Origin of the sequence: Nocardia sp. NPDC050408 (assembly GCF_044458905.1) — a bacterium.
Lineage (GTDB): Bacteria > Actinomycetota > Actinomycetes > Mycobacteriales > Mycobacteriaceae > Nocardia.
Map to the genome: position 1 here is coordinate 43,377 of NZ_JBITIL010000029.1, position 26,790 is coordinate 70,166.

The window sequence follows — 26,790 nt, forward strand, 5'->3', positions numbered from 1 at the left end:
GCAGGAGCAGGTGGATGCTGTATGGCCGGACGGCGGCGCAGCGGACGATCGACGAGCTGCTCGTTGATGCCGTAGCGGGGCGGCCGGGTGCCCTGGTCGTGCGTGGTGAAGCGGGAATCGGCAAGTCCGCGTTGCTGGAATACGCCAAGTCGGCGGATGCTCGCCTGCTCTGGGTTACCGGCATCGAGTCGGAGACCGAGCTTCCTTTCGCCGCACTGCATGTGCTGTTGGGTCCAGTGCTGGAGACGGTTTCGCAGTTGCCGCGACAGCAATCCGATGCGCTGCTGGCGGCACTGGGGTTCGGTTCGGCGACACCGGCGGACCGTTTCCTGATCGGTCTGGCCACCCTGAGCCTGCTGACCGAACTTTCGATGGACGGACCGCTGCTGTGTCTGATCGATGACGCGCACTGGCTCGATCAGGAATCGGCCGACGCACTGCTGTTCGCGGTGCGTCGGCTACACAGCGAGCCGGTCACGCTGATCTTCGCCGCCCGCGACGGGGAACGTCCCTTTCTCGCACCCGGCGTGCCCGAGCTGAATTTGACTGGGTTGGATCCCACGGCTGCGCAACAGCTCGTCGATGCCACCGCCACCCTTGCACCGTCCGCGCGCGACCACGTGGTTGCCGAGGCCGGTGGCAATCCGCTCGCCCTGCTGGAGATTCCGCGGACGCTCACACCCGCGCAGCGCGCTGGATCCGCGCTCGCATACTCACTCGGAGGTTCCGAACCGCCGTCGAGTCGGGTGCTGACAGGATTCCGTGAACGGATCCGGGCGCTGCCGGACGCCGCCCGACTCTGTCTGCTCGTTGCCGCCCTGGAAGACAGCGGGCATATCGAGCCGGTGACCCGCGCCCTACCCGCGGTTGGTGCGGCACTGACCGATTTCGCGCCCGCCGAGCATGCCGGTTTGGCCCGAGTCACGTCCTCGGGCATCGAATTCCGGCATCCGCTCATCCGTACCGCCGCCCGCTTGGCCTGCGATGTCGCCGAGCGCGTCGCGGCGCATACGGCGCTGGCCGGAGCCGTCGACGACGACCGCAGGGCCTGGCATCTGGCGGCGGTGACCGCGCTGCCGGACGAGGAGGTGGCCGCACGATTGGAACGGGCCGCGGTGCGAGCACGACGGCGCGGTGGGCAGATCGCGGTCAGTGCGGGCTATGCCCGCGCCGCCGAATTGTCGCCCGCCGCCGCGGACAGGGCACGACGCTGGACGATCGCGGCCACCGCCGCATATGAAGCCGGGTTACCGCAGCGCGCAACCGAGTTGACCGAGCGTGCGTCCGAGTTGACTGAGCGTGCACCTGGGTTGGCCGAGCGTGCGTCTGGGTTGACTGAGCGTGCACCTGGGTTGACTGAGCGTGCGTCTGGGTTGACTGAGGGTGCGTCTGGGTTGGGCGGTCGTGCACCTGGGTTGAATGAGAGTGCATCCGAGTCGACGGAGGGTGCATCCGGGTCGGTGGAGCGCGCAACCGGGTTGGCCGAGCGTGCAGCTGGGTTGGCCGAGGGTGCGTCTGGGTTGACTGAGGGTGCGTCCGAGTTGGCCGAGCGTGCATCCGGGTTGGCGGAGCGGACAACCGGGTTGGTCCAGTGTGGCCCCGGGTTGGCCCAGCATGCACCCGGGGCTGAGCCTGTAATCGAATCGGCACGGCACGCGGACTCAGCGGCGCTGCCCATCGAGCCAGCGATCGTCGCGGAACTCGCCAGGGTGCGCGCCGGGCTGGCCTTCGAGGCGGGACATCCGCTCGAAGCCACGCGCCTGCTACACGACGGTGTCCTCGCACTCACCGCGGCACAGGATCAACAGGCCAGCCTGGCGATGCTCGGCTGGGCCGCCATCTACGCCTGGTCCAGCCGCCCGCATCCGGATCAACTCGTACTGGCCCGCCGCACCGAGGAACTCGCCGCCCAGGTGTGCGGGCCGGAGCACGCGATTCACGCGCTCGCGCGCGATATCCGGCTGTTGTTGGAAGGGGATCGGCTGGCGGTCAATATCGCGCCGCACGATCTCGGCGATGTTGCCGCCCTACCGATCGACCTGCATCTTGTCGCCGCCTATCTGGGCTTCGCCCGCGGCGATGTGGACGGTATGTACCGCGACGCGACGCGCCTGGTCGACGCCTGCCGCACCGCGGGCCGAATCGGACGCATGCCCCAGGCCATGATGATGCTCGCGATCGCCGAACTCTCGACCGGTCGGCACCGGGCCGCACAGGCCACCGCCGCCGAGGGACGGCGGCTCGCGGAGGACATCGGCCAGCACTACTGGAAGTACTACCTGGCCGGTATCGCCGCATGGTTGGCGGGAGTGGCGGGTGCGGAGCAGGAATGTGCAGCCCTCGCCGCGGAAGCGATCGAGGAGGGTGGGATGTGGATGACCGGCATGGCCTGGGCCACCTACGCACTGGCCGCGCTCGACTGTGGTTACGGCCGGTATGCGCAGGTGCTGGACCGGCTCGACAAGGCGGCGGCCGGTCCGTGCAGGCACGCATTCGTCTGGCGCTACGCCTATCCCGACTATGTCGAGGCCGCCGTCCGTACCAGCGATCCGCAGCGCGCACAGCAGGCGCTGACCCGGTTCACCAACTGGGCCAAGGCGATCGACCAAACGTGGGCACTCGCGGTCCTGCATCGCTGCCACGCCCTGCTGACCGACGGCGATGCGGCCGATCTCTATGAGCGCGCACTGCGATTGCACGCGCGCGGCGATCAGCCCTTCGAACAGGCCAGGACCGAGCTGATGTACGGCGAATGGCTGCGCCGCCACAACCGCCGTATCGAGGCGCGAACACAGTTGCAGGCGGCGATGACGACCTTCGATCTGCTCGGTGCGGTCCCGTGGTCCGAGCGTGCGGCGGCGGAATTGCGGGCGACCGGGATCTCGGTATCGGACCAGAGCCGCGGATCCGATCCGCTGGCTTCGCTTACCCCGCAGGAACTTCAGGTGGTTCGACTGGCCGCGACCGGGGCTACCAACCGGGAAATCGGCACCCAGTTGTTCCTCAGCGCCCGAACAGTCGGCTATCACCTGTACAAGGCTTTCCCCAAGTTGGGTGTGGCCTCGCGTGCCGAACTCGCCAGGTACGCGATGACCTAAGTGTCTGTGCGAATCTTGCGGGCTACTACAGTCATTCGACAGACGCGGCCACGCTGTGTTCGTCCGTAGCGTCACCGGCATGAACATCCCCACCCAGACAGATGTGCTCGTCGTCGGCGCCGGACCGGTCGGCATGGCACTGACCGCATCGCTCGCCGATAAGGGCGTTCCCGTCGTCCTCGTCGACAAACAGGCCGCAGGCGAGAACACCTCGCGGGCCGCCGTGGTCCACGCCCGCACACTCGAGGTGCTCACCGAGCTGGGCGTCACCGAGAAGATGATCGCGCGCGGAATCATCGTGCCGCAGGCCACCGTTCGGGAACGCGACCGGGTGCTGCTGCACGTCGGTTTCGACGATCTGCCCACCGACTATCCCTATACCCTGCTGATCCCACAGGACAGCACCGAGCAGATCCTGCTGGAGCGACTGGAGGCCACGGGTACCCGGGTGACGCGGCCGTGTGAACTGACGGCGCTGGCTCAGGACCCGGACGGTGTCACCGCCACCACGGCCTCCGGCGACGTCATCCGGGCGCGCTATGTCGTCGGCACCGACGGTATGCACAGTCTTGTTCGGGAGCAGGCCGGTATCGCCTTCGAAGGCGACAGCTACGCACAGTCCTTCGTCCTCGCCGACGCCGTGCTCGGCGGTGATGTTCCTGATGCGGAGATCCGGCTGTACTTCTCGCCGGAGGGCGTTACCGTCATCGCACCGTTGCCGGGCGGACGGCACCGCATCGTGGCGACGGTGGACGATGCCCCACCGCAGCCCGACCAATTCCATGTCCAGCATTTGCTGAGTACCCGTGGTCCACAACGGAATCCGGCTACCGTCGAGAAGATCGTGTGGAGTTCGCGTTTCCGTGTGCATCATCGTTTGGCCGAGCACTACCGCGCCGGGCGGATCTTCCTCGCCGGTGACGCCGCGCATGTGCACAGCCCGGCCGGGGGACAGGGCATGAACACGGGTTTGCAGGACGGACTGAATCTTGCGGCCAAACTCGCCGCGGTCATCCGCGACGGTGCCGAGGACAGTGTGCTGGATACCTATGAGGCCGAACGACGTCCGGTCGCGGAGAACGTCGTCGCATTCACCGACAAGATGACCCGCGTCGCGACCGTCGGCAGCGCACCTTTGCGCGGCCTGCGCAATACGGTACTGCGCGCGCTGGACTGGGTCCCGGCCGTGCACCACACGATGGCCATGAACCTCTCCGAACTGGGCATCGATCCGCAGCGCGTCGGCTGAAGGTGACGAAAACCTAAGCCGATGTAAATGTGCGATTCGCCGGTTGGCGGGGGTGTGGTGGCTGCGTCAACAATTCCGTTGTCGGAGAAGTGGACCGCAAGGTTTGTACTCGACGGCGTAGGCGATTCAGCATCGATCGGAGTAAGCCAGTGCGGCCTCACGTCAGTATCGATATCCAACTCACCGAGGACGATCTCGCGGCCGCACTGCGTGCCGATGTCCTGCGGGGGCTGACCGGGCGCCGGAAGTGGCTGCCGTCCAAATGGTTCTACGACGCGCGGGGCAGCAAGCTGTTCGAAGCGATTACCGAGCTGCCCGAGTATTACCCCACCCGCACCGAACGAACGCTGCTTCGCCGCTCGGCCGATGCGATCGCGTCGGCGGCGGCCGAGGCCGGGGAACTGATCGAACTCGGCTCGGGTTCATCGGAGAAGACACGTCTGCTCTTGACCGCATTGTGCGCGCATGGATCGTTGAAATCCTATCTACCGCAGGATGTTTCCGAATCCGCGCTACGCGCGGCCGTGACCTGGATCCACGAGGAGTACCCCGAACTCGCGGTGCACGGTGTGGTGAGCGACTTCACCAGCATGCTGCATACCTTGCCGCGCGGTGACCGGCGGATCATCGCCCTGCTCGGAGGCACACTCGGCAACCTCATCCCCGAGGAGCGCGCGGATTTCTATCGGTGCGTCCACGAGGTCACCGAGCCGGGAGAACAGCTGCTGCTCGGAGTCGGATTGGTGGTCGATCCCGCCGTCATGGTCCCGGCATACGACGATGCCGCGGGTGTGACAGCCGAGTTCAACCGCAACATCCTGCAGGTTGTGAATCAGCGGCTCGGCGCGGATTTCGAGCCGGATCGTTTCGCGCATATAGCGGTATGGGATCCCGACAACCAGTGGATCGAGATGCGGCTGGAGGCCACCGCCGATATGTCGGTCACGGTCGCCGAGCTGGATCTCGTCGTCGACTTCGCGGCGGGCGAGCAGCTGCGCACCGAAATCTCGGCGAAGTTCCGGCTGACCGAATTTCATCGAGAACTCGAAACTTCCGGCTTCCAGGTGCAGCAATCGTGGGCCGATCCGGATGATCGGTTCGCGCTGGTTCTCGCCCGCAGAGGATGAGCGACCTCGTCGCACCGAACCGGGTCGCGCCCGCACCACCGCGGCTGCGTTCGGTCACCGGAGGCTGGATTGTCGCGGCGGCGGTACTCGGTTCGGCGGTAGTGGTGCTCGACGCGTCGGTCGTCAATATCGCTGTGCCACGGATCGGCTCGAGTCTCGGCGACGATGTGGCCGATCTGCAGTGGGTAGTCGGTGGTTACACCCTGGCATTGGCATCGCTGATTCTGGTCGGCGGGGCGCTGGGGGATCGGTTGGGGCGGCGCACGGTATTTATCTGGGGCAGCGTCGGTTTCGCGTTGGCGTCACTGTTGTGCAGTGTCGCGACCTCGATGGAAATGCTCGTCGCGGCGCGGGTGGTGCAGGGTATCGCGGGTGCGTTGATCACACCGGGCAGCCTGGCACTGATCTCGGCCTCGATCGATCGTCGCGACCGCGGTGCCGCAATCGGCTTGTGGGCCGGGCTCATCGGCATCATCGAGGCGGTGGGTCCGATCGTCGGGGGCTGGCTGACGGAGCTGGCCGGGTGGCGCTCGGTATTTCTCGTCAATGTGCCGTTCGCCGTAGCCGTTGCCGTCGTATCGGTGCGCTACCTTCCGGAATCTCGGGATGCGGACGCGCGGCCGCTGGACCTGGCGGGTGCGGCGACCGCCGTGGCCGGGTTGGGTGCGCTGACCTACGGGTTCATTGGTGCGCGCGGGTGGATATCGCTGCTCGGCGCGGCGCTGCTGGGGATATTCGCATTGATCCAGATGCACGGGGCACATCCGCTGTTGCCGCCGGCACTGTTCTCCTCGCGGGTGTTCACCGCGGCCAACTTGGTCACCGCCGCCGTTTACGCGGGTCTCGGCGGCGTCTACTTTCTGTTGCCCTTGCAATTGCAGATGGTCGCGGGGTACTCGCCGCTGGCGGCGGGCCTGGCGACGGTGCCGATTAGCGGCATCATGCTGGTCTCGTCCGCGTCGGTCGGTCGGTGGGCGCAGCGACACGGCGCACGGATCCCGATGATCCTCGGGCCTTTACTCGCCGCGTGTGGCGCCGTTCTACTGACCGGGATCGGTTCGCGCGCAACCTATCTCAGCGCAGTATTCCCGGGAACTGTCGTGCTCGGTATCGGGTTGGCGGTGTTCGTGGCTCCGCTTACAGGTGCGGTGTTCGCGGCGGTATCCGCAACGGACTCCGGGATCGCCTCCGGGGTGAATAATGCCGTCGCCCGCACCGCGCAGTTGCTCGCCGTCGCCGCGCTGCCGGGGCTGGTCGGTATTTCCGGCGCGCGACTCACCGATGCCGTCGTGTTCGGCAGTGGCTTCCGCATTGCCGTGTTGATCTGTGGCGCACTGCTTCTCACCGGTGCCGTGCTGGCCGCGGCCTTGATGCCGCGGCGGTCGGACTCAAAGCTGCGGTGATCGAGCTCGGTGGTGTGCTGGCCGTACACGTGCTCGCCGTCCCCGAACGGCGGGAAGGCATTTCCCGGGCGCGACTCGTCGTAGCGTTCGGTATTGGCTTCCGTGTCGCTCTGTTGATCTGTGGCGCACCGGTACCGGCCGTGGCCTTGATCCTCGGCGGTCGCAATCGCCGACGGTGATCGAGCCTGATGGTTTGAGGATCGGCCTGTTCGCCCGGTGCCGAGCTGATCCACGGAATCCCGGAATTTCGCGTCGGAATGGGTGCTGACGCTCATCGAACGGCCCGAATGAAGGCCAGTGCGGTGCGACTAGCTTGATTGCGAGTGCGTCACTCGCCGCGGCGTCGACGCCGTGCGGTGGTCGCAAATCGCGGATCCGGTGCCCGGTCGGGCGGTGCGGCTCACCAGCGTGCTCATGGTCAGCGCCGCTTCGGCATCGACCGAATTCACCGCGGCGGCAGCCGGATTCCATCGGTAGCCGTAGCTGTGGATGGTCGTAATCAATCCCGGGCGGTTCAACTTGGTTCGCAGCGCATTGACGTGCACGTACAGCGAATGCGATACCGCGACGAACGCATCTCCCCAGATACGATCCAGCAATTGCTGACGGCTGACCGCCGCACCGGGCTGTTCGAGCAGGGCCCGCAACACCGCGAACTCGACCCGGGTCAGCTGCACCTGTCGACCGGCGACCTCGACCGTCTCGGTCTCCAGGTCCACCTGAACATCGCCCGCGACGACCGCCGTTGTCGGCGCTGAGACGGCGGCCACTGGAATGCGTCGCGTGATCGCATACAGCCGAGCCGCCAACTCGGCCACCCGCGGCGGTTTCACCAGATAGTCGTCGGCGCCACTGCGCAAGGCCCGCACCACCGAACGCTCATCGGTATCCGCGGTGAGCACGACCACCGGCACCGAGCTGACTTCGCGCAGCTTGCGCAGCGCCGTCAGCCCGGACATATCCGGCAGATCGAGGTCGAGGATGACCGCGTGATAGCGATGATGCGTAACCAGCAGATCCGCGCCCCGACGTTTGCGATCGACATGATGCCCACGCAGGCGCAGCTTGTGCACCAGTGCCTCGCCCGCATCGTCGTTATCGTCGACCACGATCACCCGCATACCCGACACCTCTCGGCAGCATTCGAATGCACTGCCCGGCCGACTTTCGCCGGGACCGGACTACTGCAATTCGAAATCTAGGGCAGTGGCGCGGCAACATCATCCGCCATCCGGGACCGAAATATCCGCATCGGCGATAGGTAGGGAGGGCCGAGACGCCGAGTGTCTCATTCAGCGGTCCGGCACGCAGCGCGCCGAACCGACCGTGCCGCAATCAGCACGGTCGCCCATCCTGTCCTGAACTCCGGGCAGCCGCGAGACTATCCTCGGTTCATCCCGCGACACCCGTACCACGGTAAGGCGTTGCCACGGTTGGGAATCGCCCTCGAATCAGTCGGCCGAAACCTCGCTGCGATCGCCGCTCCACAACGTGTGGTACTTGCCGGGTGCGTCGATGCGCTCGTAGGTGTGGGCACCGAAGAAGTCGCGTTGGCCCTGGGTGAGGGCGGCGGGCAGTCGCTCGGCGCGCAGTGCGTCGTAGTACGAGAGCGAGGATGCGAACGCGGGCACCGGAATTCCGAGCAGCGTGGCGGTGGCGACCACGCGACGCCAGCTGTCGATTGCCGTCTCGATCGCCTCACGGAAGTACGGCGCGAGGATCAGGCTCGGCAGTTCCGGGTTCTGGTCGTAGGCCTCCTTGATCCGGTTCAGGAAGCGGGCCCGGATGATGCAGCCGCCGCGCCAGATGGTGGCGAGGTCGCCGGGGTGCAGGTCCCAGTTGTATTCGGCGCTGCCCGCGGCGACCTGATCGAAGCCCTGGGCGTACGCGACGATCTTCGACGCGTAGAGCGCCTGGCGGATGTCCTCGGTGAATTGGGCGACGTCGGTGGGCTTTTCGCCGAGCTTGCCCGCGGCGAGACCGACCGCCGCCTTGCGCTGCGCACGCGATCCCGACAGCGCACGTGCGAAAACCGCCTCGGCGATTCCGGTGACCGGGATGCCCAGATCGAGTGCGGACTTCACGGTCCAGCGCCCGGTGCCCTTCTGCTCGGCCGCGTCGACGATGACATCCACCAGCGGCTGACCAGTCTTCGCATCGACCTGGTTCAGCACCTCGGCGGTGATCTCGACGAGGTAGCTCTCCAGTTCGCCGGAGTTCCACTGCGTGAAGACATCGGCGATCTGCTTGGCGCCGAGGCCGAGCGCGTCACGGAACAGGTGATAGGCCTCGCCGATCAGCTGCATATCGGCATATTCGATGCCGTTGTGCACCATCTTGACGAAGTGTCCTGAGCCGTCGGGGCCGATATGCGTGCAGCACGGTGTCCCGTCCACCTGCGCCGCGATGGACTCGAGCAGCGGGCCGAGGGATTCGTAGGATTCCTTCGGGCCGCCCGGCATGATCGCCGGACCGTTGAGCGCACCTTCCTCGCCGCCGGAGATGCCCGCGCCGACGAAGTTCAATCCGCGCGCCTTCATGGCGGCCTCGCGGCGAATGGTGTCGGTGTAGAGCGCGTTGCCACCGTCGATGATGATGTCGCCGGGCTCCATCGCGGCGGCGAGTTCCTCGATGACCGCATCTGTCGGATCGCCCGCCTTGACCATGATCAGCACCCGACGCGGTTTCTCCAGTGCCGCGACGAACTCCTCGATCGTCTCGGTGCGCACGAAGTTGCCGTCTCCGCCGTGTTCGGCCAGCAGGGCGTCGGTCTTGGCGATGCTGCGGTTGTGCAGTGCCACCGTGTAGCCGTGCTTGGCGAAGTTCCGGGCGATATTGCTACCCATGACCGCCAGGCCGGTAACCCCGATCTGTGCGGATCCTGTTGCGGACGCCATATATCAGCCCTCTCCGTTCGGCGTTGTTACCGTCGGTCGAAGCCTAGTCCTAGTCCTACTCGGCGCTTCGCTGGTGTTCGCCCGCTTCGAACAATTGCGGGTCCGTCGGAGTTCCGCGCTTCGTCCGGGGGCGCCGGGTAGCAGTTCGGGTTCGTCGGCGGGCTCATCCCGGCGACCGGCGTCTCAAGGGCCGAACTGGGTGAGGACCATAGGATTCGGTCCGCCGTGGACGGAGGCGTTCGCCTGGTCCACCCAGATCTCGTGCGCACGGCGCGGGCTGATGCCGAGGGCCGCCGCGATGGTGTCGGCGCCAGGGGGCATCGCGCCCCGCGCTGGGACGTCCGTCGGATCCGGTGGGGGGCCGCCGACCGCCGTCTGCGTGTCGGGATCCGGAAATACGCTGAGTGCCACGCGCCGCGTCCAGTTGCCGATTCTTCCGAGCACGTGTGCGATGCCAGCTAGGGCATCGGTTCCGGTGCCCCACACCAACTCTCGCAATTTCCCGGGAAGAATGCCGAGCAAGTAGCCGTCGACGACCTTCATCATGTATTCCTCGGCCCGTCGACTGCCGATCATCGACCAGAGTCGGGCGGCCAGATACCGGGAGCGCAGGTACTCGTCCGAATCGGGGTCGAGCGCTCGGCAGCCGGGGAAGTGCAGTGCCGACCACAGGTCGTCTTTCAGGTGCGCATTCCAGATCTTGTATTCCTCGGGGGTGAGTACTCCGCGCATCCGCTCGCGGTCGCCGTCGAGCATCGGCCTGCCCGAGAAGTACTGCATCCGGCCGCGCGCGATCGCCAGGAGCTGGGGCAGTTCGTCGAACGATGTGTCGCGTGCGAACTGCTGCCCCCGGCTGATGCGCTCGGCGGTGTCGCGGTTGCTCGGTTGCTCCGGCTCTTCCTCGGGCATGGTCCGGAACTTGTACACGATGGTCGTCTTATCGCCCTGCACCCGTTTGACCTGTTTGAAGAACAGTGAGCCAGGGCTGGTGCGCGGCAGGTGCAGTAGCTGCTCGGCCTTCAGACCCGTTGCGACGAGCAGGGTCAGGGTCACATAGGCGGGAAATCGCTCGAGTATCCGTCCCAGTTCGAGGAAGTCCTTCTCGGTGAGCTCCACCTTGCGCAGCGTCTTGATATCTCCCGAGAACAACGCGTCGAACCATTTCCCTCGATTGCTGACCCACTCGTCGCCGTACAAGTCCTCTGGTTCCGGCATCGGCAGGTCGCGGATATACCAGAAGGCATCTGGATCGATCTCGAGCAGTTGCCGCTTCAGGTCGGCGATCGTTTCGAGTTCCTCGGCGGTGAATGTCTTCGGATTGTCCGGCGGTTCGGGTTCGGTGTGTGCCGTAGCGCCGCGCGCCGATTCCTGCTGTGTGCCCGCTGTTCGGGTGAGTGGCACTTTGTCAGCGGCAGCAGCGGCGTCGGAGGCCGCCGGTGGTCCCGTGATCGGGCCTCGGCGCGGGAATGATCGGGCTGCGTCGGGGAGCGGTTCGTCGCGGGCGGACAGCTTGTTGCCAGCGGATTTCAGACGGGCGACGAAGGCTTCCTCGATATGCGGGTAGGGCTGCTCCCACTTGTCGAGCATTCGGATGCGGGGCGTCGACGGCTCTTCGGCTTCCGGGTCGGCGTCTGGATCGGGGTCCCCGACGTTGGTGTCGAAGACGATGACGTCGTCGTCGACTCCGGTGACCAGCCAGCTGTGCATTTCGGTGCCGTCGTCGACGAGGAACGCAATACTGTCGGTTCCGTTGTCCCGGTTGCGGACCTCCTCGATGCTCGACGCGAGCATATCGGCCACGGTCGCGCCGGTCGGCGGATGCACCGGGACGAGCTGTGCTGTGATGGCTGCTTCCAGGGCTTCCCAGTCGTTTTCGCCTGGGGCGGGCTGGATTCCGGCGTCGACGCCGAGCGCCCAAGCTGCCCGCGATGTTTGGTTGACGCAATCCTCGAGGGGGTGACCCACGCGGCGGAGCCGGGTCAGTGTTCGTTCGAGTGCGTTCGTGCCAGGCATCGAGGGCGCGAGTCGGCTGGACGCCAGGTTCGTTATTTCGTCGCCGCGGTCCTGCGTTGTGTCGGCGAGCAACGACGTGAGCTCGCCGTGTAATCGGCGTATCTCGCGATGGGCGGTCCCCGGTGCCTGCCCGAGTGTCAGCCGGGTATCGACCACGGACAGGACTTCGGTGATTCTGCTCAGCAGGTCGAGTCCGGTGGTGCGATCGCCGGTCTGCGTCAGGTGATACCGCGCGACGGTCATCAGATCCGATAGATACGCGTGCGCCGCGGCGGCGAAGTCGCGGTCGGAACCTGCCTGAATTTGCGTGAATGAATCCGCGTGGTCGGGCAGCGCCCGCTGGGCATCGGTCACCGGATCAGGGACCGGTGTCGCGGCGTTCTCGGTCGAGACCGCCTTTCGGTGCCAAAGCAATCCGAGTAAACCACCGCCGCGGTTGACCACGCGGCGGGCGGCAGCCCCGGCTGCGGCGGCTCCGATGACAGCCACCGGAATCCAGCCGGCCGGCGTGATGCCCTGAGACGACAACAGGGCGCCGCCGAGTAATCCGCCGATTGCGGGGCCGGCCCCGAGGACCAGACTCTTCGCGCTTGTCGCCCGGCCATAGACGCTGCGCGGAAGAACATTCTGCTCGTAAGACGCAATCCTGGCGTTCATGCTGACACCGAGCGCTGAGATACCGAATGCGCCCGCTGCGAGCGCAATAGGGTTGGTGCTGACCGCCTGTAGCGCGGCGACACCCGTGAACCCAGCCAGTGACACCGGATACACGACATCGGCCCGCACCTTCTCGATGAACCGGACCGGCAACAGTCCGCCGACAACGCCACCCACCCCCGTGGCGGCCAACACCGCCCCGGCGGCGACACCGGGCAGTGCGGCATCGTTGAGCACGGCGGCGGTGCGGAGGTTGAGGGCCGCGAAGCTCGCGTTGGTGAGCAGAGTGAGACCGGAATATTCGCGCAGAAACGGCTCCTGCCATACCGCCCGCACACCCTCGCCGATATGGCGCACCGAATCTCGGAAGCCATGCGTCGGCGCCGAGGTGCGGCGCGGAAAGGCGTCGCGCAGCCGAGACAGCGTTCCCAGGTTCCATGCGTAGGAGGCGCCATTGGCGGCGAACGGCAACGTTTTCACCGCATCCAGCAGGATGGGGCCGAGTGCTCGTCCGCCGGTCGCCGCGATGGAGGCTTCGATTTCGGATAGGCGGTTCGCTCGCGGGCGCTGCGCGGGTGTGACCAGGTCCAGGACTACCGACCGGAGACTGCGCAGGTAGAAGATGGTCGCTGTACCCTCGACCATCGTTGCCGCGGCGAGCGCAGTGCCGAGATGCCCGCGCGCTCCGGACAGGACCAGCGCGCCGGCGCCCGCGGTACTCATCAGACCGACGGACTGTGCGATGAGCATTGTCCGCCACCGGTCATGGAAATCGGCGACGTAGCCGGCGGGGAGTTCGAACAAGACCTGCGGGATGAACACGGCGAATGAGGCCAAGCCGGCGGCCATCGGCGAGCCGGTCAGCTCCAGCATCAGCAGCGGCAGCGCCGACCGTTGCACGTTGTCGCCGATGCCGGTGAGGGCGTTGGAGATGTACAGCTGCCGGTAGGGCTTATTGGTGCTGAGCAGTTCGCGCAGCGAAACCGGTTCTTCGGCAGGCGGATTCGGCTGTCCGTCCGATGGTCCGGTCGCGTGGGCGTCACCGTCGAGGTTCGGGTCGCGGGCAAATACCATCCCCATGCTGTGTTGTCCGGGCAGCGCCGGGATTCGATCGAGATCGAGGCCGGTCGGGTCCGGGCGCTTGCCTTTGGGGAGGTCGAGAGCCTCGACCACATCGGGTACGGCACCGCGGCGGTGAGGTGCGGGTTCGAGTCCGCGTCCGGCGTCGGCGTCGGACCGTTGCCACGGCGACGCGGTGGTCGCGTGGGTAACCGGACCGGTGGCGCGCCGAGTTCCATTGTCCGGCAGTATGTTCGGCTCGTCCTCGGATTCCGGCGCATCGGCGCCCATGGCCGCGGCCAGTGCCGTCGCGTTCGCTCGCCACCAGAACAGGTCACGTAGTCGTCCCGCCGCGTCCGAGGGTGGACGGTGCTGTGCACGTTCGGCCAGGTCGGCCTTACCGGCGCAAACCAGAGCGATATTGCGCAGCGATATCGTCGGCACGCGCAGCTCGGAATCGAGGTAGATCAGATAGCCCCCATGGATCCGCTTGACGCTGCGGACGGTCGACGGCATAGCGGCGGCGAGCCGGACCGCGCCCCAGCGGCCCACCGGGTTACGGCCGCGGCTGAGGCCCAAATACCGGTCCGTCGCCTGCGGGGCGGAGCCGCCGGCATGCGTCACCGGATCGCGATCGTCGGCCACGGCGAAGACATTGTCGGCACCGATACCGAATTCGTCCGCGTGAGCCATCGGCCCGGCCCCCGGGGATCCGGTGAGGACCACCTGATCGATATGGGCGGCAAGTCGGCGGCCCATTCCCGCGTAGCAGAGTGTGGTCGAGCCATAGCTGTGCGCGACCACGGTTCGCAGTCGCGGCGGTGCGGCGCCCCCGGGTAGGCCCGCCCAGGTCGCGCGTGTCGCGTCGTAGGCGGCGATCTCGGCGGCCACGATATCGCCGCCCTGTTCGGCAAGTTCCGACGACCTGATCTCCTCGACCGTATTCGGGTGATGGAAGCCGATATCGATAATGGTGGCCGTCGGGACACCCGGATTGTGTCGGGCCGACTCCGCGTACTGCGCGAGGACGGCCTGCGCACGCTTCGGCAGTTTCTGGAGCGTATTACCCACTCCACCGAGCTGCCTTGTGACGATCGCCGCTTTGTCGGCATCGTCGATCGACACGATGATGCGGCCGTCGCCGTCATAGGCGGTCGCGTCGTAGGCGATCAATTGCACTGGGGGCGAATCGAACTCGCGCACGTCCTGTTCCAGGGCGGCCAGGTGTTGCAGAGTTCGCACCAGGTTGGTCAGGTGCACGGTCTCTTCGGGGGAGAGGACGTGGCCGGGCCGTCCGAGTCGGAGCAGGGCCCGTGCTTCGGTGAGAAGTCCTTCGTTGTCGGCGTCGGGCTTGCGTTCCAGGAAGCCCTTGATGTCGTCGATGATCGATCGGCGGTTCGCCTCGTCCCGCACGGTGTACGGAACACCGTCGGCGTTGCCGATCTGATGTGGATGTCGCAGGATCAGCGCGGCCTGCTGAATGTCGGTGAGGGCGTTCCACCATCGCGCCACCGCGTTGGCGCGGGCAGCCGACGCCTGGACCACATCTTGGGGATCCACCGGCATCGTCAACGACAACAGCGCCGCGTCCGGTCCCAAGTACTTCCGCAGTTCGGCGATGCCACCTACGGCCAGTTGCTCCACTTGGGCCGGCCCGCACCCGAGCCGGTCGAGCAGAGCCTGCGCGCGGTCCGGAATCTCGGGGTCGACTTCGGTGTTCGGATTCGTCTCGGCGGACGTGTCGGCGGCCGGAGTATCGCCAGCATGGCGGAAGCGCTTGCCGGCGTTGCGTTTCAGCGCGGACCACGGGTTGTCGGGGTCCTCCTGCGCCCGTTGGGCACTGCCGCGCCTCCGGCCGCCCGGTAGCCGGTGAGCGTGACCCTTCATATCCTTTCCGTAGGCGTTCAGCACGCCGAGATCGTCCTGGTTGCCGCGCGGTGCCTCACTGAATTCGCTTGGCCTGCCGCCGACGCGGTCGAGGGCGTGATCGGTGCCGGCACGGTCCGGCTGCGTGGGCGACTTTTGCCATGGCGTCGATGTGGGCTGGTCTGTGTATGTCTTGCTCTCCGCGATTCCGCGCAGTATCGCGCTCTCGATTCCGGATAGTTCGGGACCGGTGTCCGCCCGGTGCATCGAAGATATTGTGCGGACATGCGCGGCCAGTTTGTGCGGAGACTCTTCGGCGGCAGCGGAACTGGCAGGCTGCGGTGCGAGCTCACTCCGTCGTGACACGCCGAGCTTGTCACGGATCCGCCGGACGTGGGTTTTGACGGTTTCCACCGGCATCCCCAGACTGTCGGCGATTTCCGCGTTGGTCTTGCCTTCGGTGATCAATGTGTGGATTGCTTGCTGGCGTTTGGACAGCGGGCGATTGCCGGGGGTGGCGGCGCTGGCGGTGTCCGGTAGGTCGGCAGACCGCTCTTCGGCCGGATTCTCCTGTCGTGCAGGGGGTTTGCGTAGCTGCCGGGGCTTTGCGGCGGCCGGCGCGAGTTCGGAGTGGATGTTGGCTCCGGCCTGCGCGGTACCGGTGGGACGATCTGCGTCGGGTGCATCGGAGGACACTCCGGTTTGGTGGTTGTTGATGTCCTCCAACATCTCCGTCAGCGCCACCGTCGTATCGAATGGCTCTGTGGGGCCTGGCTGGTCGAGAGTTGCTCGGAGACGCTGCGCGACTGTCAGGAGATGCGCTACCAGCGGGTCACGAATTTCCTGCAGCAGTTCGGGTGTGCGGGCGGCGCTGACCAGGCTCTGCGTCTTCGCGTCGGATCGGAGCATGCGGCGGGACGATTCTCGATGCGCGCGCAGTTGTGGGTCGGCTTCGGCGGCACCGAACGCGAGCAAGGTAAGTCGTGCGATCTCCGCGTCGAGACGGTGGAACTCGCGCTCGAATTGTGCTGCGTGTGCAGCGGCCATTTGCTGCTGCGCCGATGCGGTGTCGTCGTCGCGCGCCGTGGGCCACCGGTCGCGCGCCGCGCGCCATCGGTCCCGTGCTGCCCGCGCGCGCTCGCGTTCGGCCACCAGGTTGGTGCGGTCATCGAGCAACTGCGGCAACGGGATTCGATCGCCGGATGATTTGGTGACGCCGTGGCGTTCGAGGAGCCGATCGAGGTGGGAAACGATGTTGTCGATGAGTGAGTGTGCGGCCTGACCGGCAGGTGTCACGGGCTGCGGTTCGAGTCGCGTCGGGCTGAACGAGGTGGACCATGCGCGGCCTCGGTCATCGACCTGCACACGCCGGTATTCGACCCGAATCCCAGCCTGCGCCAAGGCTTCCCGGGTCCGCAGTGGCAGGAGATGGTCGGGATCGGCGAACGGGGCCGCGATGGTGAGGAGATTGCCGTCGAGCCTGGCCCACCGTCCGATTCGTTGTCCCGGCAATTGATCAAGGCACTGCTGGGCCGCGGCGGCCGCGGCTTGTATACGGACTGTTCGCAGATACTCGGTGAGCATCTCCAGGCGCGCAAGCAGCATGCGCTGTCTGGCAGCGTCGGCCGGAGTCATCCGGTCCGGATCCACCGGGTCGGGGAACAGCCGCCGTCGAACCTTTGCGGTTCGGGCGAGCTTGCGCTGTGCGTCGGCGATCCGCGCGCCCCATACGGGCTGGGCCTGCGGCAGCTCCGCTGTCGATGCATTGTGCTGCCGCGGCCTCGCCGAGGGCTCGTCCGGTTCGTCGGCCGCCCACAACGGTTGTGTGTCGGTGTTCGGGGAACACAGCTGCCACAGTCGATCCTGGCGTCCGGCGGTCGACGCCCGCACCGGCTCTGGGGGTTTCTCGACCAGGACTCGGCCGGTCGAATCCACCCGGACGCGGCGCGTTATCACGGGAATCCCCAACTGCTCCAGCATATCCCGCAGTATGTTGGTTGCCTCGGAAGGTTGCCCTCGGCCTTCGAAAACCTCTACCCCGACCTCGTCGACGATCCGTCCATAGGGACCCAGCGACAGACCACCGCGAGCAGCGGCGACGTGCCGCATCACCTGCCGTTCGGCTCGGGTACGCGCGTACGCCAACTCGGCGTCGAAACCGGCGCAGCGCCGCATGATCGCATCGATATGACTCAGCAACGCCCGCAACCGGCTTCGTATCCGGTCGTCGGTATCCGGATGGGACAGTGCTGCCTCGGCCCGGGCACGCAGATCGACCACATCCAGGTATGCCTGCGCGGCACCGGCGTCGGCCCACGCTCCGAGACCGAGGAATTCGGCCAGTCCATCGGTCCCGACCAGCAGCTGCCGGACCTCTCGCAGGAGATCGGCCCGCTGCCAGGCCGTTTCGGACATATCATGCAGCCATTGCCCCAGTTCGCCGGTCGGTGCATGCTCCCACTCGGAGAATCCGGGCAGCGGGTCGCCGGTATCGGATTCATGACTGTGGGTATTGGCGCCCCACATTTCGGCTCGTTGTCGATCCACCGAGCGGGCCAGCTCATCCAATCCGAAGGTCTGTCGACCGTCCCGGCCGACGCACATCAGGATCGGATCGGTGGTCTTCATCTGCTGCTGTTCGTCGGGCGACAGGTCACGCCATCTCCGAGTCAGCCGTACCAGTACGCCATCGGGGCGCATGCTTGCGCGGAATCCGAACGCTTCGGGAATCGGTCCGCGGTCCTGTGCTCGGGCAGCGGCAACCACATTGCGCCGCTGCGCATCCCGCCATACCTGCGCCACCGGAATCCCACGCAGTAGTGCCTGTAGCGCGTAGGCCGGGTGGGTGAAATCGGCGGGGGCGCTGTTACCGAATGCATTGTTCGCCTCGGCGAGCGCCTCTTTCGGGTTGAAGACCGGGCGATCACCGAGGGTGGGCTCGGCTACGCCCGGCTTCCGGGATTGCTCATGCCCTTCGCCCGGAAACAGCTCCTTCAGTTCTCGGCTATAACCATCGAGCAGGTCCAGCCACTCGTCGAACCGAGTTTCCTTCGGGAGGGCACCCGCCTGCTTCAGTCCCGCGAAATGGGTGTACAGGAAGCCGAACGCTTTTGCCTCCAGCCAGCCGCTGTAGTCGCGTCGCCTATCGAAACGAGCGTCCGAGGGGAGCGTGCCGGCGATCCGCTGTTCGGTGAGTTCCGGGTATCGTGGTTTTGCCTCCCTCGACAAGTAATGGTATGGATCGCGCAAGTGGGCTATTTCATGGCGGATAAGATCGTAGGCGGGATCTCCGGTCGGTGCGTTCAACAAGCCCGCTTCGACATTTCTTTTGAATCCAGCTCGAAAGCTTTCCGGGTTTCCAAAATATGTCTCGTTGAGGAGAATGAGATGTTCCGGGCCGCCCCATGGTCCGGTGGCAGCGTATGTTTCGTTTTCAATGGGCAGGACGACGATCGCATCGATTCGAACCGAGTCGTCCTCCGTCAACTCGTCTACGATCGCATTTCGGATCGATAGGGCCGTATCTATCGAAATCGTCGACTTGTCCAGACCCACTATTTCTATTCCATAGGTCAGGAACAAATCTGCCGCGATCGCCTGTTTGAGGTATTTCTCGGCTTCCGCGTCGGGATGCGGAACGGGGGATTCGGGCAACGAGTATGCAGGCGGTATCCACGATGCGGTGGCGGAACCGGATGTCACTGCGGAGGCGGCTTTGCTGAGGTTGCTGCCGTTACCCGTCGGCGAAGGAGTTGGCGGCGTGTCGGGGGTGCCCGACTCCTCGCGGTCGATCTCTACCTGAGCGGCCGGTGGGGTCGGCTCCGATTCGTCATGCGACTGCGGCGAGCCGGGTTGGGCCGGTCCATCGGTGGATGGGCCGGACGGCCCGGCAGGGTGATACCAATACTTGGCCGAGGCTGCTGCGGCGCGTGCCCGACGCACCCCGCCGGGGCTTCCGATTCCCCGCAATGCCCGGCTGGTCGTCGACAGATTCATACCGACGCTTTCCGCCACGTCGATCATCTGCGGTTGATCCTCGAACCAAGCCGGTACGAACCTACCGTCGACAAGGTGTGGTGGAACGAATCGCTGTTCGACGTATTCCGGATCGATGACATCCTCATAGGTGTCAAGGCAGCCCAGCCATTGTGCCGCGACCAAGACCCGCTGCGCGGACTCCGAATATCTCGGCTCGGCGCTGTTCAGGACTTCGTCTACGAATGATTCGCTCACCGTGGCCAACTCGGCGATGTCGGATCTGCTGGGCTCGCGGTCCACCTCGGCTGCGCTGAGCCCCAGCGCCAGCAGCTCTTCGCGACCGACCTCGTGCGGTGCGCATCCGATTGCCTCGGCCAACCGTCGACGGATCGCCCGCACCTGCACGACATCGAGAGCGGGCGCCGATTCGTCGCTCCCGTAGTTGTCGAGGAAGGCTGCGACCGCATCGATGAGGCGACCGATCTCCGAGGAGCCTGTGACACTGACGACCTCACGCAGCACAGCAAGCGGATCGTCCTCGGGCGTGTGGCCGATCGGACTCCGCCTCGGAAGTCCCAGCAATCGGCTGAGCCGAGTAGCCAGCTGTTCGTTCCGCTTGATCAAGTCCCGCTGAACATCTGGATCGGCCCGAGCGACCTTCGCACCTTCGTTGGTCGCGGTTTCGATGTCGTCATGTAGTTCGATCCATGATCGGATCCATCGCGTAATCGGTTCGGCCACAGCGGCGACGGCCTGGGGTTCCACGCTCCCGCCTCGGATCTGTTGCTGGACGACGTACAGGGCCAGCAGAACCGATCCCGGGCGAACGAGATAGGGATCCACGTCCAACAGGTCGGACAGCTCGGCCGTCTCGGCCCGCGTCCGGGCCCGCGCGTTGCGCAACTCGGCGCGAAGTTCGTGCAGGACTTCTGGACCCGGGGAACTCGCCGCCCCGATATCCGCGACCGCCGGTGCAACGGCCCGCGTGGAGGTGGCTTCGGTATGCGGTGCGGCGGCGGGGGTGCTCCCCGGCGCTTCGGTAGGAGCCGGACCGGAGCCGTCGAGCAGTCCCCGGCGTTGCGCTGCCAACGCCAGGCCGACCCTGGTGTCGACATCCAGGGTCTCGTACAGCTGGGCGAGCAATGGCGTCACCCGGTCCGCCCCCACCACAGTCGCGATGTCTCTGTTCGTCCGGCCGTCTGCCACCATCTGGACCACCGTGGTTTCGGCCTCCGACAGCTCGACCGGCTCGAACTGCTCGGTGTTATCACCGAGTTCCCCGGCCCGAGCGGCCGCCAAGATCGTGGGGATCACGCCACTGGTGTGGAACTTTTCTCCCGCGCGAGCGAGATAGCTGTGGACCGTGGTGGGTGACAAGGTCAGCGTCGCACCGACTTCCGCGGCCGACAGACCCTGAGCCATCAGGCGTAGTACTTCGCGCTCGCGACTGCTCAGTTCGCTGGGGCCCCGATCCGCGACGTCGTTCGCCGTCGTCGGTGCTGCTGGTGGTGGCGCGGTTGTGTGGTCGGCGGATGCGGGTGCGTCACCGTCGATTCCGTCGGCTTGGCGCGGATTCTCTGGCACCGAGTCGACCGGATCACCGGGTGCGGAAGTCCGGTCCAGATCCAGATCGCCCCGGCGCTCGGAATGTGAAACCGGATCGGACGAAGCCGGCTCTTCGGCGCGAGCACGTTGGTGCACCTGCCGTGTGAGCCGGTCGATCTCGGCGGCCTGGCGGTCAGTGAGATCGATCCGGTGGCGTGCTGAGTCGGTGGCGTTCGTGACGAGTTGGCGTTGGGCGGAAGTCAGTTGAGCGAGGTTGTCGAGCAATGTATTTCGCGCTGCGGCGAACACCCAGTCGCTGATATCCATGCCCTGTGGGACCGCCCAGCGGCCGCGTTCGGCAGAACGCAGCGCGGTGAGGCTGATCGCGGATGCGAGCCGTCGGACCGGCCCCGGTGGTGTGCCGTGGGTCGGATCCCAGCCGAGCAGGGCCGACACGCGCTGGGTTGTGCCGCGCCGTAGGCGTCGTCTCAAGGTCTGGGTGGCTCGGTGGTTGCCCTGCTGCGCCAATGGCAGCAGGGCGATCAGGTCGTCGGTGGGCTCGTCCAGGGCATCGGACGGTAGGGGTTGCTGCGGAGCGTCGGTCGAATCCGCGTGGGCCACGTTGCTTACCTGCGGCGATTCGGCTGCGGTATTTTCGCCTGGATCTCGGGGTGTCGACTCGGGTCCGAGCGCAGCCGGTTCATCAGAGACGGTCGGTCGGGCGGGCGAAGCAGGGGTTTCGCTGTGCCCGGTGACCTCCGGGTCGTTGCCCGCGGCGGCTGGCCGGTACGGGACGCGTGCGCTCGGTCCGATGGGGTTGGCGGGGTCGACAGCGGTGACCATTGCGGGGTCGCGGCGGCTGCCGGGCGGATTCGCGACCCAGGATTCGTCCTGGAACAGGTCCGATGCTCTGGAGTGGGACGCCGAGCGGGTGGCGACTACCGGCTTCGCGGGTGCCGCGGCGTGGGTGCCTGCGGGCGGCGTGGGTGCGGGTGTCGGCTCGGAGTCGGTCTGTCCGCGGTCTTGCCGAGCGGATGCGGCAGGACTGCCGGATCGTGTCTCGGAAGTGGTGTTGTTCGTGGTCAGGGCAGTGGATTGGCGGGTGTCGGGTGCGTCGCTCGCGACCTGTGCCCGCGCTGCCTCGGTCATCGTTCGGATCGCGGCGAGTTGGCGCGGGCTGAGGTCGTGGCCGTTCCGTAGCGCGTTGTGTATGCCGGTGATGGTTGCGATCTCGGGGTTGGTCATATGGAGGGTGCTGTCCACCAACGCGTTTCGCATGTGCTCGGCGAGCCAGTCGCCGAGTTGTCGGCCAGCGGGAATCTGCCATCCGTTGAGTTGCGCCGCGTGGTATCCGGCGGCGTTGATCGCGTGCGCGAGCTGCTGCACGGGTTCGGGTGGCGTGCCGTGTGCGGGGTCCCAGCCCAGCACGGTGAGCACATGCTGGTACGTCGCTGCCCCGAATCGCCGCTGCAATATGTGTGCCGCGGCCGGATCACCGCTCTGTGCCTGCTGCAGGACCTCGGTTGTATCGGCCAGCAACGGCCTGCCGGACTTGCTGATTTTGTCGTCGAGCAGCGACTCTTGCCCTGCCGTGGCAGCGTTGAGTGTGCCACCGGACAATTCCTGTGGCATTTGATTGATGAAGTGTCTTCGGTTCGGGTCGTCCGACTGGGTTGTCGGGGGAGCGTGCGCGGGTGGGCCGGGGGTGTGGTCGCTCGATTGAGCCGCCTGGTTGGCGCGTCTGATCGCGCGCCCGAGGCGGGCGCGTTCGGCGGCTTCGTTTTGCAGTGTGGGGGTCAGGCTGCGGAGTTCTTGCTCGGCTGCGGTGAGTTTCTGCTGGGCTGTGGCGACGTCGGCGGCTGTGGCGTCGACTTTCGCTTTTGCCGCGGCGGCGTCGGGGTTGGCTGGTTGTGTGGGGTCGAGTGTGTCGGCTTCGCGGGTTGCTTTGTTGTGGTCGTTGACGGCTTGGGTGTGTTCGGCTGCGGCGTCGCGGTAGTGGGTGATCGCGATCTTGGCTCGGGGATTGTGTGTTTCGCTGTAGAGGTTTCCGGTGATTGTGTCGTTGAAGCGGTAGCTGCCGTTGCTGCCGTTGCGGCCGGCGCGTGCGGCGCATTGGGCGTCGGTGTCGGCGTTGGTTGAGCGGCCGAGCATGTGGGCGTGGAGTCCGCCCAATTGGTTGACTTCGGCGTCGACGACCGCGTCGAAACCGCGGCCGAGCATCCCGGGGGTGCCGACGGTGACGTTGCCTTTCTTGCCTGCGGTGTCCATGACTCCGGAGAGGTGTTCTTCGGCGGCGTTGTTGTCTCGGTGTTCGGCGAACCATTTGCCGGTGATGGCGGTGTGTTCGATATCCGCCTTTTTCAGCATCAGCGAGAATTTCCATGCGACGTCGTTGGAGGCGATAACCAGAACTGGTCTGCCCTTGTCCTGCAACTGGCGGACCTGCTCGACCGCGTCTTTGAACATCTCGGGTCCGGTGAGGAAAATCTGGTCCTGCTCGCCCACCAGGTTCGATTTTCCGAAGTTCTCGATCTTCGCCAGGCCACCTTGGACGGGGAAGTTTTCCTTGATCTCGGTGGCGGTCCGCTCGAGTGTGCCCGACATCAGGTTCAACCGCCGGTATCGGCCGAGGACGTCTTCCACGGTGACCTGTTTCGAACCGGTCCCGTCGGAATAGACTTGGGCATCGAACATCGCTTCCACCATTTTGTGGCGGCCCCCGAACCAGCGGCTGTCGGTGCCGACTTTCGGGTCGCTGCGGGGTTTGCCGTTCTCGTCGAGGATCTGGATCTTGTCATCGAATTTCTGGAAATCGCGATTCAGTTTCAGCCGGCCCGCTTTGACATCGAGGAAAGTACGGGCCATCTCGGTTTCCTCGGCTGTGAATTTCCGCCCGGCGTAGCTTTCCCACAACCGGCTCACCCTCGCCAGGCTCTCTTCTGGACGGGCACGCAGATCCGCGGACGTCAACTCCCGGTGCGCCAGAACACCCCGCAGGAAATCCCGTACCCGATACACTCCGGCGGCCTCGACATCGGAGGCAGGCGCACGCTGTCCGTCGGATTGGTAGTGCACCGTCTGGTCGTGGACCAGTACCGCGTCGGCCTCATCGATCGTGGCGGTGTCCCCCGGTGGCAACCGGTCGAACAAGTTCGCTGTCGCAAGTTCGTCATAGGTCATGTAGTAGACGGTCGGGCGTTGCGGATCAGCGGGCGGATTGTGCGGATCCCAGCGAGAGACCTCGTAACCGAGGCTGCGCATCATCGTCCCGAACTGCCGGAAACCTTCGTTGGCCAGCACCTCGGTCGTGGTGATCACATGATGGACCCGTACCCACCGCCCGTCGGCGAGTTGCACCGGCTCCCCGCGCGAGAGCTGCCACAGCGAGTCCTCTGAGCCGACAATCGTCTTGCCCTGCGCCGTGCCCATCTGCCGCATGTATCCGTGTTCTGCGACCAGGAATGCCTTGATCTGATTCCACCGCGGCGTTTTGCCCGTGCCTTCGCGTACTGCGTGGATGTAGCGCAGCAGCGACTCCACCTCGTCCCCGTCCTCCATCACCTGCCTGCGCTGGGCCCACGACTCGCCAGCCAACTCCTCGGTCCGAGACCGATACAGCGCGAGCATCTTTTTCGACGCCGCCGTGAACTGCTCACCTTGCTGCTCGGTGAGATCGTGTTTCACCGCTGGATCGCCCGAGGGCAACTCCGCCAACTCGGTCCTCAGTTCCCCCGCCAACCGGACCGCTCGCTCACCAACATCCGGTCGATCCACAGCAGAGGAATCAGCATCATGGGACACCGGGTCTGCTGCCTGCTCAGCGGTCGAAGGGTCGGTCTTGTTCGACGGCGAATCGGCGGGGTGCGGGCGAGGACCGGTGGTTGCTTCGGTGTCGGCGGGGTGCGGGCGGCCGGATGTGGAGGCATTGTCCGGTGTGGGATCGTGGTGAGCTGTCGGTTGGGCTGTTGGGTCGTCGGCGTGGTTGCGCGCGTTGGCTGGCTCGTTGTCGGCGGGATGCCGCACGTCGGTAGCCGTAGCGGTCGCGTGGTCTGTGGCGGCATCCGGTACTGCTGGTGGTTGTTTCGGTGCGGGGGCGTCGATGGTCTGTTGATCGGGTTGCGGCTCAGGGGCTCTGGTGTGTTCCGGAGTGCTTTCGGTTCTGTCGGTTCCGTTGCCGTCGGTCGAGGCGTTCCTGTCGCGTGCCGAAACTTCGCCGCCAGCAGGTGCGTCGGAAGTTGTTGTGGAGTGGTGTGATTCGGCTGCTGTTGGGGTGTGGGATTCGCCCGGGTGCGGCTGGCCTGCAGATCCAGGTTTGCTCGATGCCGAATCGGCGGGGTGTGCTACCGAAGCTGCTTCGTCGGGAGCTGTGACGCTCACGAGGACGGGGGCGGCCTCCTGTGCGTTGGCCGGCGTGACCTCGAGTTCTGGGGGTTTGGTGTCGGTTTGGGCGGTGACCACCGTGCGGCGTCTGTCCTGTCGCGGTGTGCCCGCAGCCGCGCCGCCGCGGCGATCCTGCCCTCGCTGCGGTGAGCCAGTCGGCGTGTCCGAACGGGGACGGGTACCGGCCGGGCGGCCGTCGGCGAGTTGCGGCTGGGCGGTGCCGGTCCGCGCGGGGCTGTTGGGTGTCGCGCTCGAACCTGCCGGGACCGGTTGCGGCTGTTCACCATTCGGGCCAGCACTCGAGGGATGCGGCCGCGCGCCATCGTCGGCGTCAGAGGGGTGCGGCCGCGCGCCGCCGTTCGCATCGGCGTCGGAGGGATGTGGCTGCGGACCACCGTTCGCATCGGCGTCGGCCGTGTGTTGTTCGCTGGAGGCGCCGGTATCGTCGGGCGCGGAACCTTGCTGCTGGGCGTCTCGTTGAGCTGCTGGTTCGTCGGAGTGGATGCGCGCTTTGGGGGGATCGCTGTCGGACGGCCGCGGCTGCGGGCCAGCCGCGGCCTGCTCAGCAGTGGAATGCTGGGCCGGGGCCTCGGAATCGAGCAGTGGGGCGGCATCTGCCATCGGGGCTACCGGGGAGGGTTGTGCTGCAGTGCTGCTCGAGCCGACGTGGCCAGGGGCCGGTACCGAGCCGTGCCCGTTGTCCGCGGTGGCGGGCTGTTGGACCCGAGGACCGGATTGTTCGGATGTTGGACCGGAATCCCGAACCGGTCGTGCCGTTGGTTCATTGGTATGCGGGCGCGCAGGCTCGCTATCGGCCGGATGCGGGGTCGGCCGCGGCGCATCCGGTGCCGGACGATCGGTGTGTGGGCGGGCGTTGACCGGGTCACCGTCGGCGCGTTGGTGTGTCGGGCCGTCGGGCGCGGGGGCGTCGGCGGGAGGTGCTGCCGCCTGGGGGGCTGCTGGGTTCAGGTGTGACCCACCGCCGTTATTGGCCGGGTACACCGTCTGGATGGGTGCCGCGATATTCGTTGGCAGCCGTGCGCCTGTGGGGTGTTGGATTTGGTCGGCGGTGGCGGTGTTGACGCCATCGGGGGGCACAGCGTCGGGACTCTTGGGTTTCCAGATACTGCTGATGTGGTAGTCGTCGCGCAGGAACGATGCCGGCGTCGGCAGTTGGTTCGGTTCGGCTGCTGGTTGGCGCAGCCGGGCGAGGATTTGGGTGAGTTGCTGGTTGAGTCCGGCCGGGTCGGTCGGGTTGAGCAGGCCGTGGTCGGTGAGCGTGTTGGCCAGAGCCCGGGTTTGCGCGCGGGGGGTGGGTTCGGCGGGCGCAGCGGTGGCGGGTTCGGCGGGCGTGGTGGCGGGGGGTTCGGATGCGTGTGTTGGTGTGTTGGTGCGGATTTCGGCGGCGCCGTGGGCGGCGGCTCCGAGGAATCCGCCGGTGACGGCGGGGAGCAGGCCCTCGGTGAGGGCTTTGGTGGTGAAGGGTTGACCGGACAGCAGGATGGAGGTGAGGGCGCC

The 26,790-nt window shown here is 66.3% G+C and carries 6 protein-coding genes and 1 pseudogene; 4 read left to right on the plus strand and 3 right to left on the minus strand.

The genetic code is table 11. The features are described from left to right. The first annotated feature begins 14 nt into the window (after positions 1 to 14). From ACIBJI_RS39570 to ACIBJI_RS39585, 4 genes are all read left to right on the plus strand, one after another. Positions 15 to 3,098 (plus strand): AAA family ATPase, encoded by a 3,084-nt coding sequence (locus tag ACIBJI_RS39570; RefSeq protein ID WP_397088155.1) that lies wholly within the window; start codon positions 15 to 17, stop codon positions 3,096 to 3,098. A 79-nt stretch (positions 3,099 to 3,177) separates the two neighbouring features. Continuing rightward, positions 3,178 to 4,347, plus strand: a complete 1,170-nt coding sequence (locus ACIBJI_RS39575) for an FAD-dependent monooxygenase (RefSeq protein WP_396958033.1) — start codon at positions 3,178 to 3,180, stop codon at positions 4,345 to 4,347. Positions 4,348 to 4,496: 149 nt separating this feature from the next. Further along, positions 4,497 to 5,474 carry an L-histidine N(alpha)-methyltransferase gene (gene egtD / locus ACIBJI_RS39580; protein WP_396958034.1) on the plus strand — a complete coding sequence of 326 codons (978 nt, stop codon included), beginning with the start codon at positions 4,497 to 4,499 and terminating at the stop codon, positions 5,472 to 5,474. After that, positions 5,471 to 6,877 carry an MFS transporter gene (locus tag ACIBJI_RS39585; protein ID WP_364357133.1) on the plus strand — a complete coding sequence of 469 codons (1,407 nt, stop codon included), beginning with the start codon at positions 5,471 to 5,473 and terminating at the stop codon, positions 6,875 to 6,877. The genes egtD and ACIBJI_RS39585 overlap by 4 nt, the downstream gene beginning before the upstream one ends. Before the next feature lie 467 nt (positions 6,878 to 7,344). Here ACIBJI_RS39585 and ACIBJI_RS39590 read toward each other — a convergent pair. The 3 genes and pseudogenes from ACIBJI_RS39590 to ACIBJI_RS39600 form a co-directional block, all read right to left on the minus strand. Beyond that, positions 7,345 to 7,998 (minus strand): annotated as a pseudogene (locus ACIBJI_RS39590) (response regulator transcription factor); the annotation flags it as partial. Positions 7,999 to 8,328: 330 nt separating this feature from the next. Then, positions 8,329 to 9,774, minus strand: a complete 1,446-nt coding sequence (gene gndA, locus ACIBJI_RS39595; RefSeq protein WP_396958035.1) for an NADP-dependent phosphogluconate dehydrogenase — start codon at positions 9,772 to 9,774, stop codon at positions 8,329 to 8,331. A 183-nt stretch (positions 9,775 to 9,957) separates the two neighbouring features. After that, the gene (locus tag ACIBJI_RS39600; RefSeq protein ID WP_397088157.1) at positions 9,958 to 25,893 is read right to left on the minus strand and encodes an MFS transporter; all 15,936 of its coding nucleotides are present in this window, start codon (positions 25,891 to 25,893) and stop codon (positions 9,958 to 9,960) included. Positions 25,894 to 26,790 lie beyond the last annotated feature (897 nt).

What these genes read in the sequence shown, in the direction of transcription:
- ACIBJI_RS39585 (WP_364357133.1), top strand. Translation starts at nt 5,471, where the DNA reads ATGAGCGACCTCGTCGCACCGAACCGGGTCGCGCCCGCACCACCGCGG.
- ACIBJI_RS39600 (WP_397088157.1), bottom strand. Translation starts at nt 25,893, where the DNA reads ATGGCAGATGCCGCCCCACTGCTCGATTCCGAGGCCCCGGCCCAGCAT.
- gndA (WP_396958035.1), bottom strand. Translation starts at nt 9,774, where the DNA reads ATGGCGTCCGCAACAGGATCCGCACAGATCGGGGTTACCGGCCTGGCG.
- ACIBJI_RS39570 (WP_397088155.1), top strand. Translation starts at nt 15, where the DNA reads ATGCTGTATGGCCGGACGGCGGCGCAGCGGACGATCGACGAGCTGCTC.
- ACIBJI_RS39575 (WP_396958033.1), top strand. Translation starts at nt 3,178, where the DNA reads ATGAACATCCCCACCCAGACAGATGTGCTCGTCGTCGGCGCCGGACCG.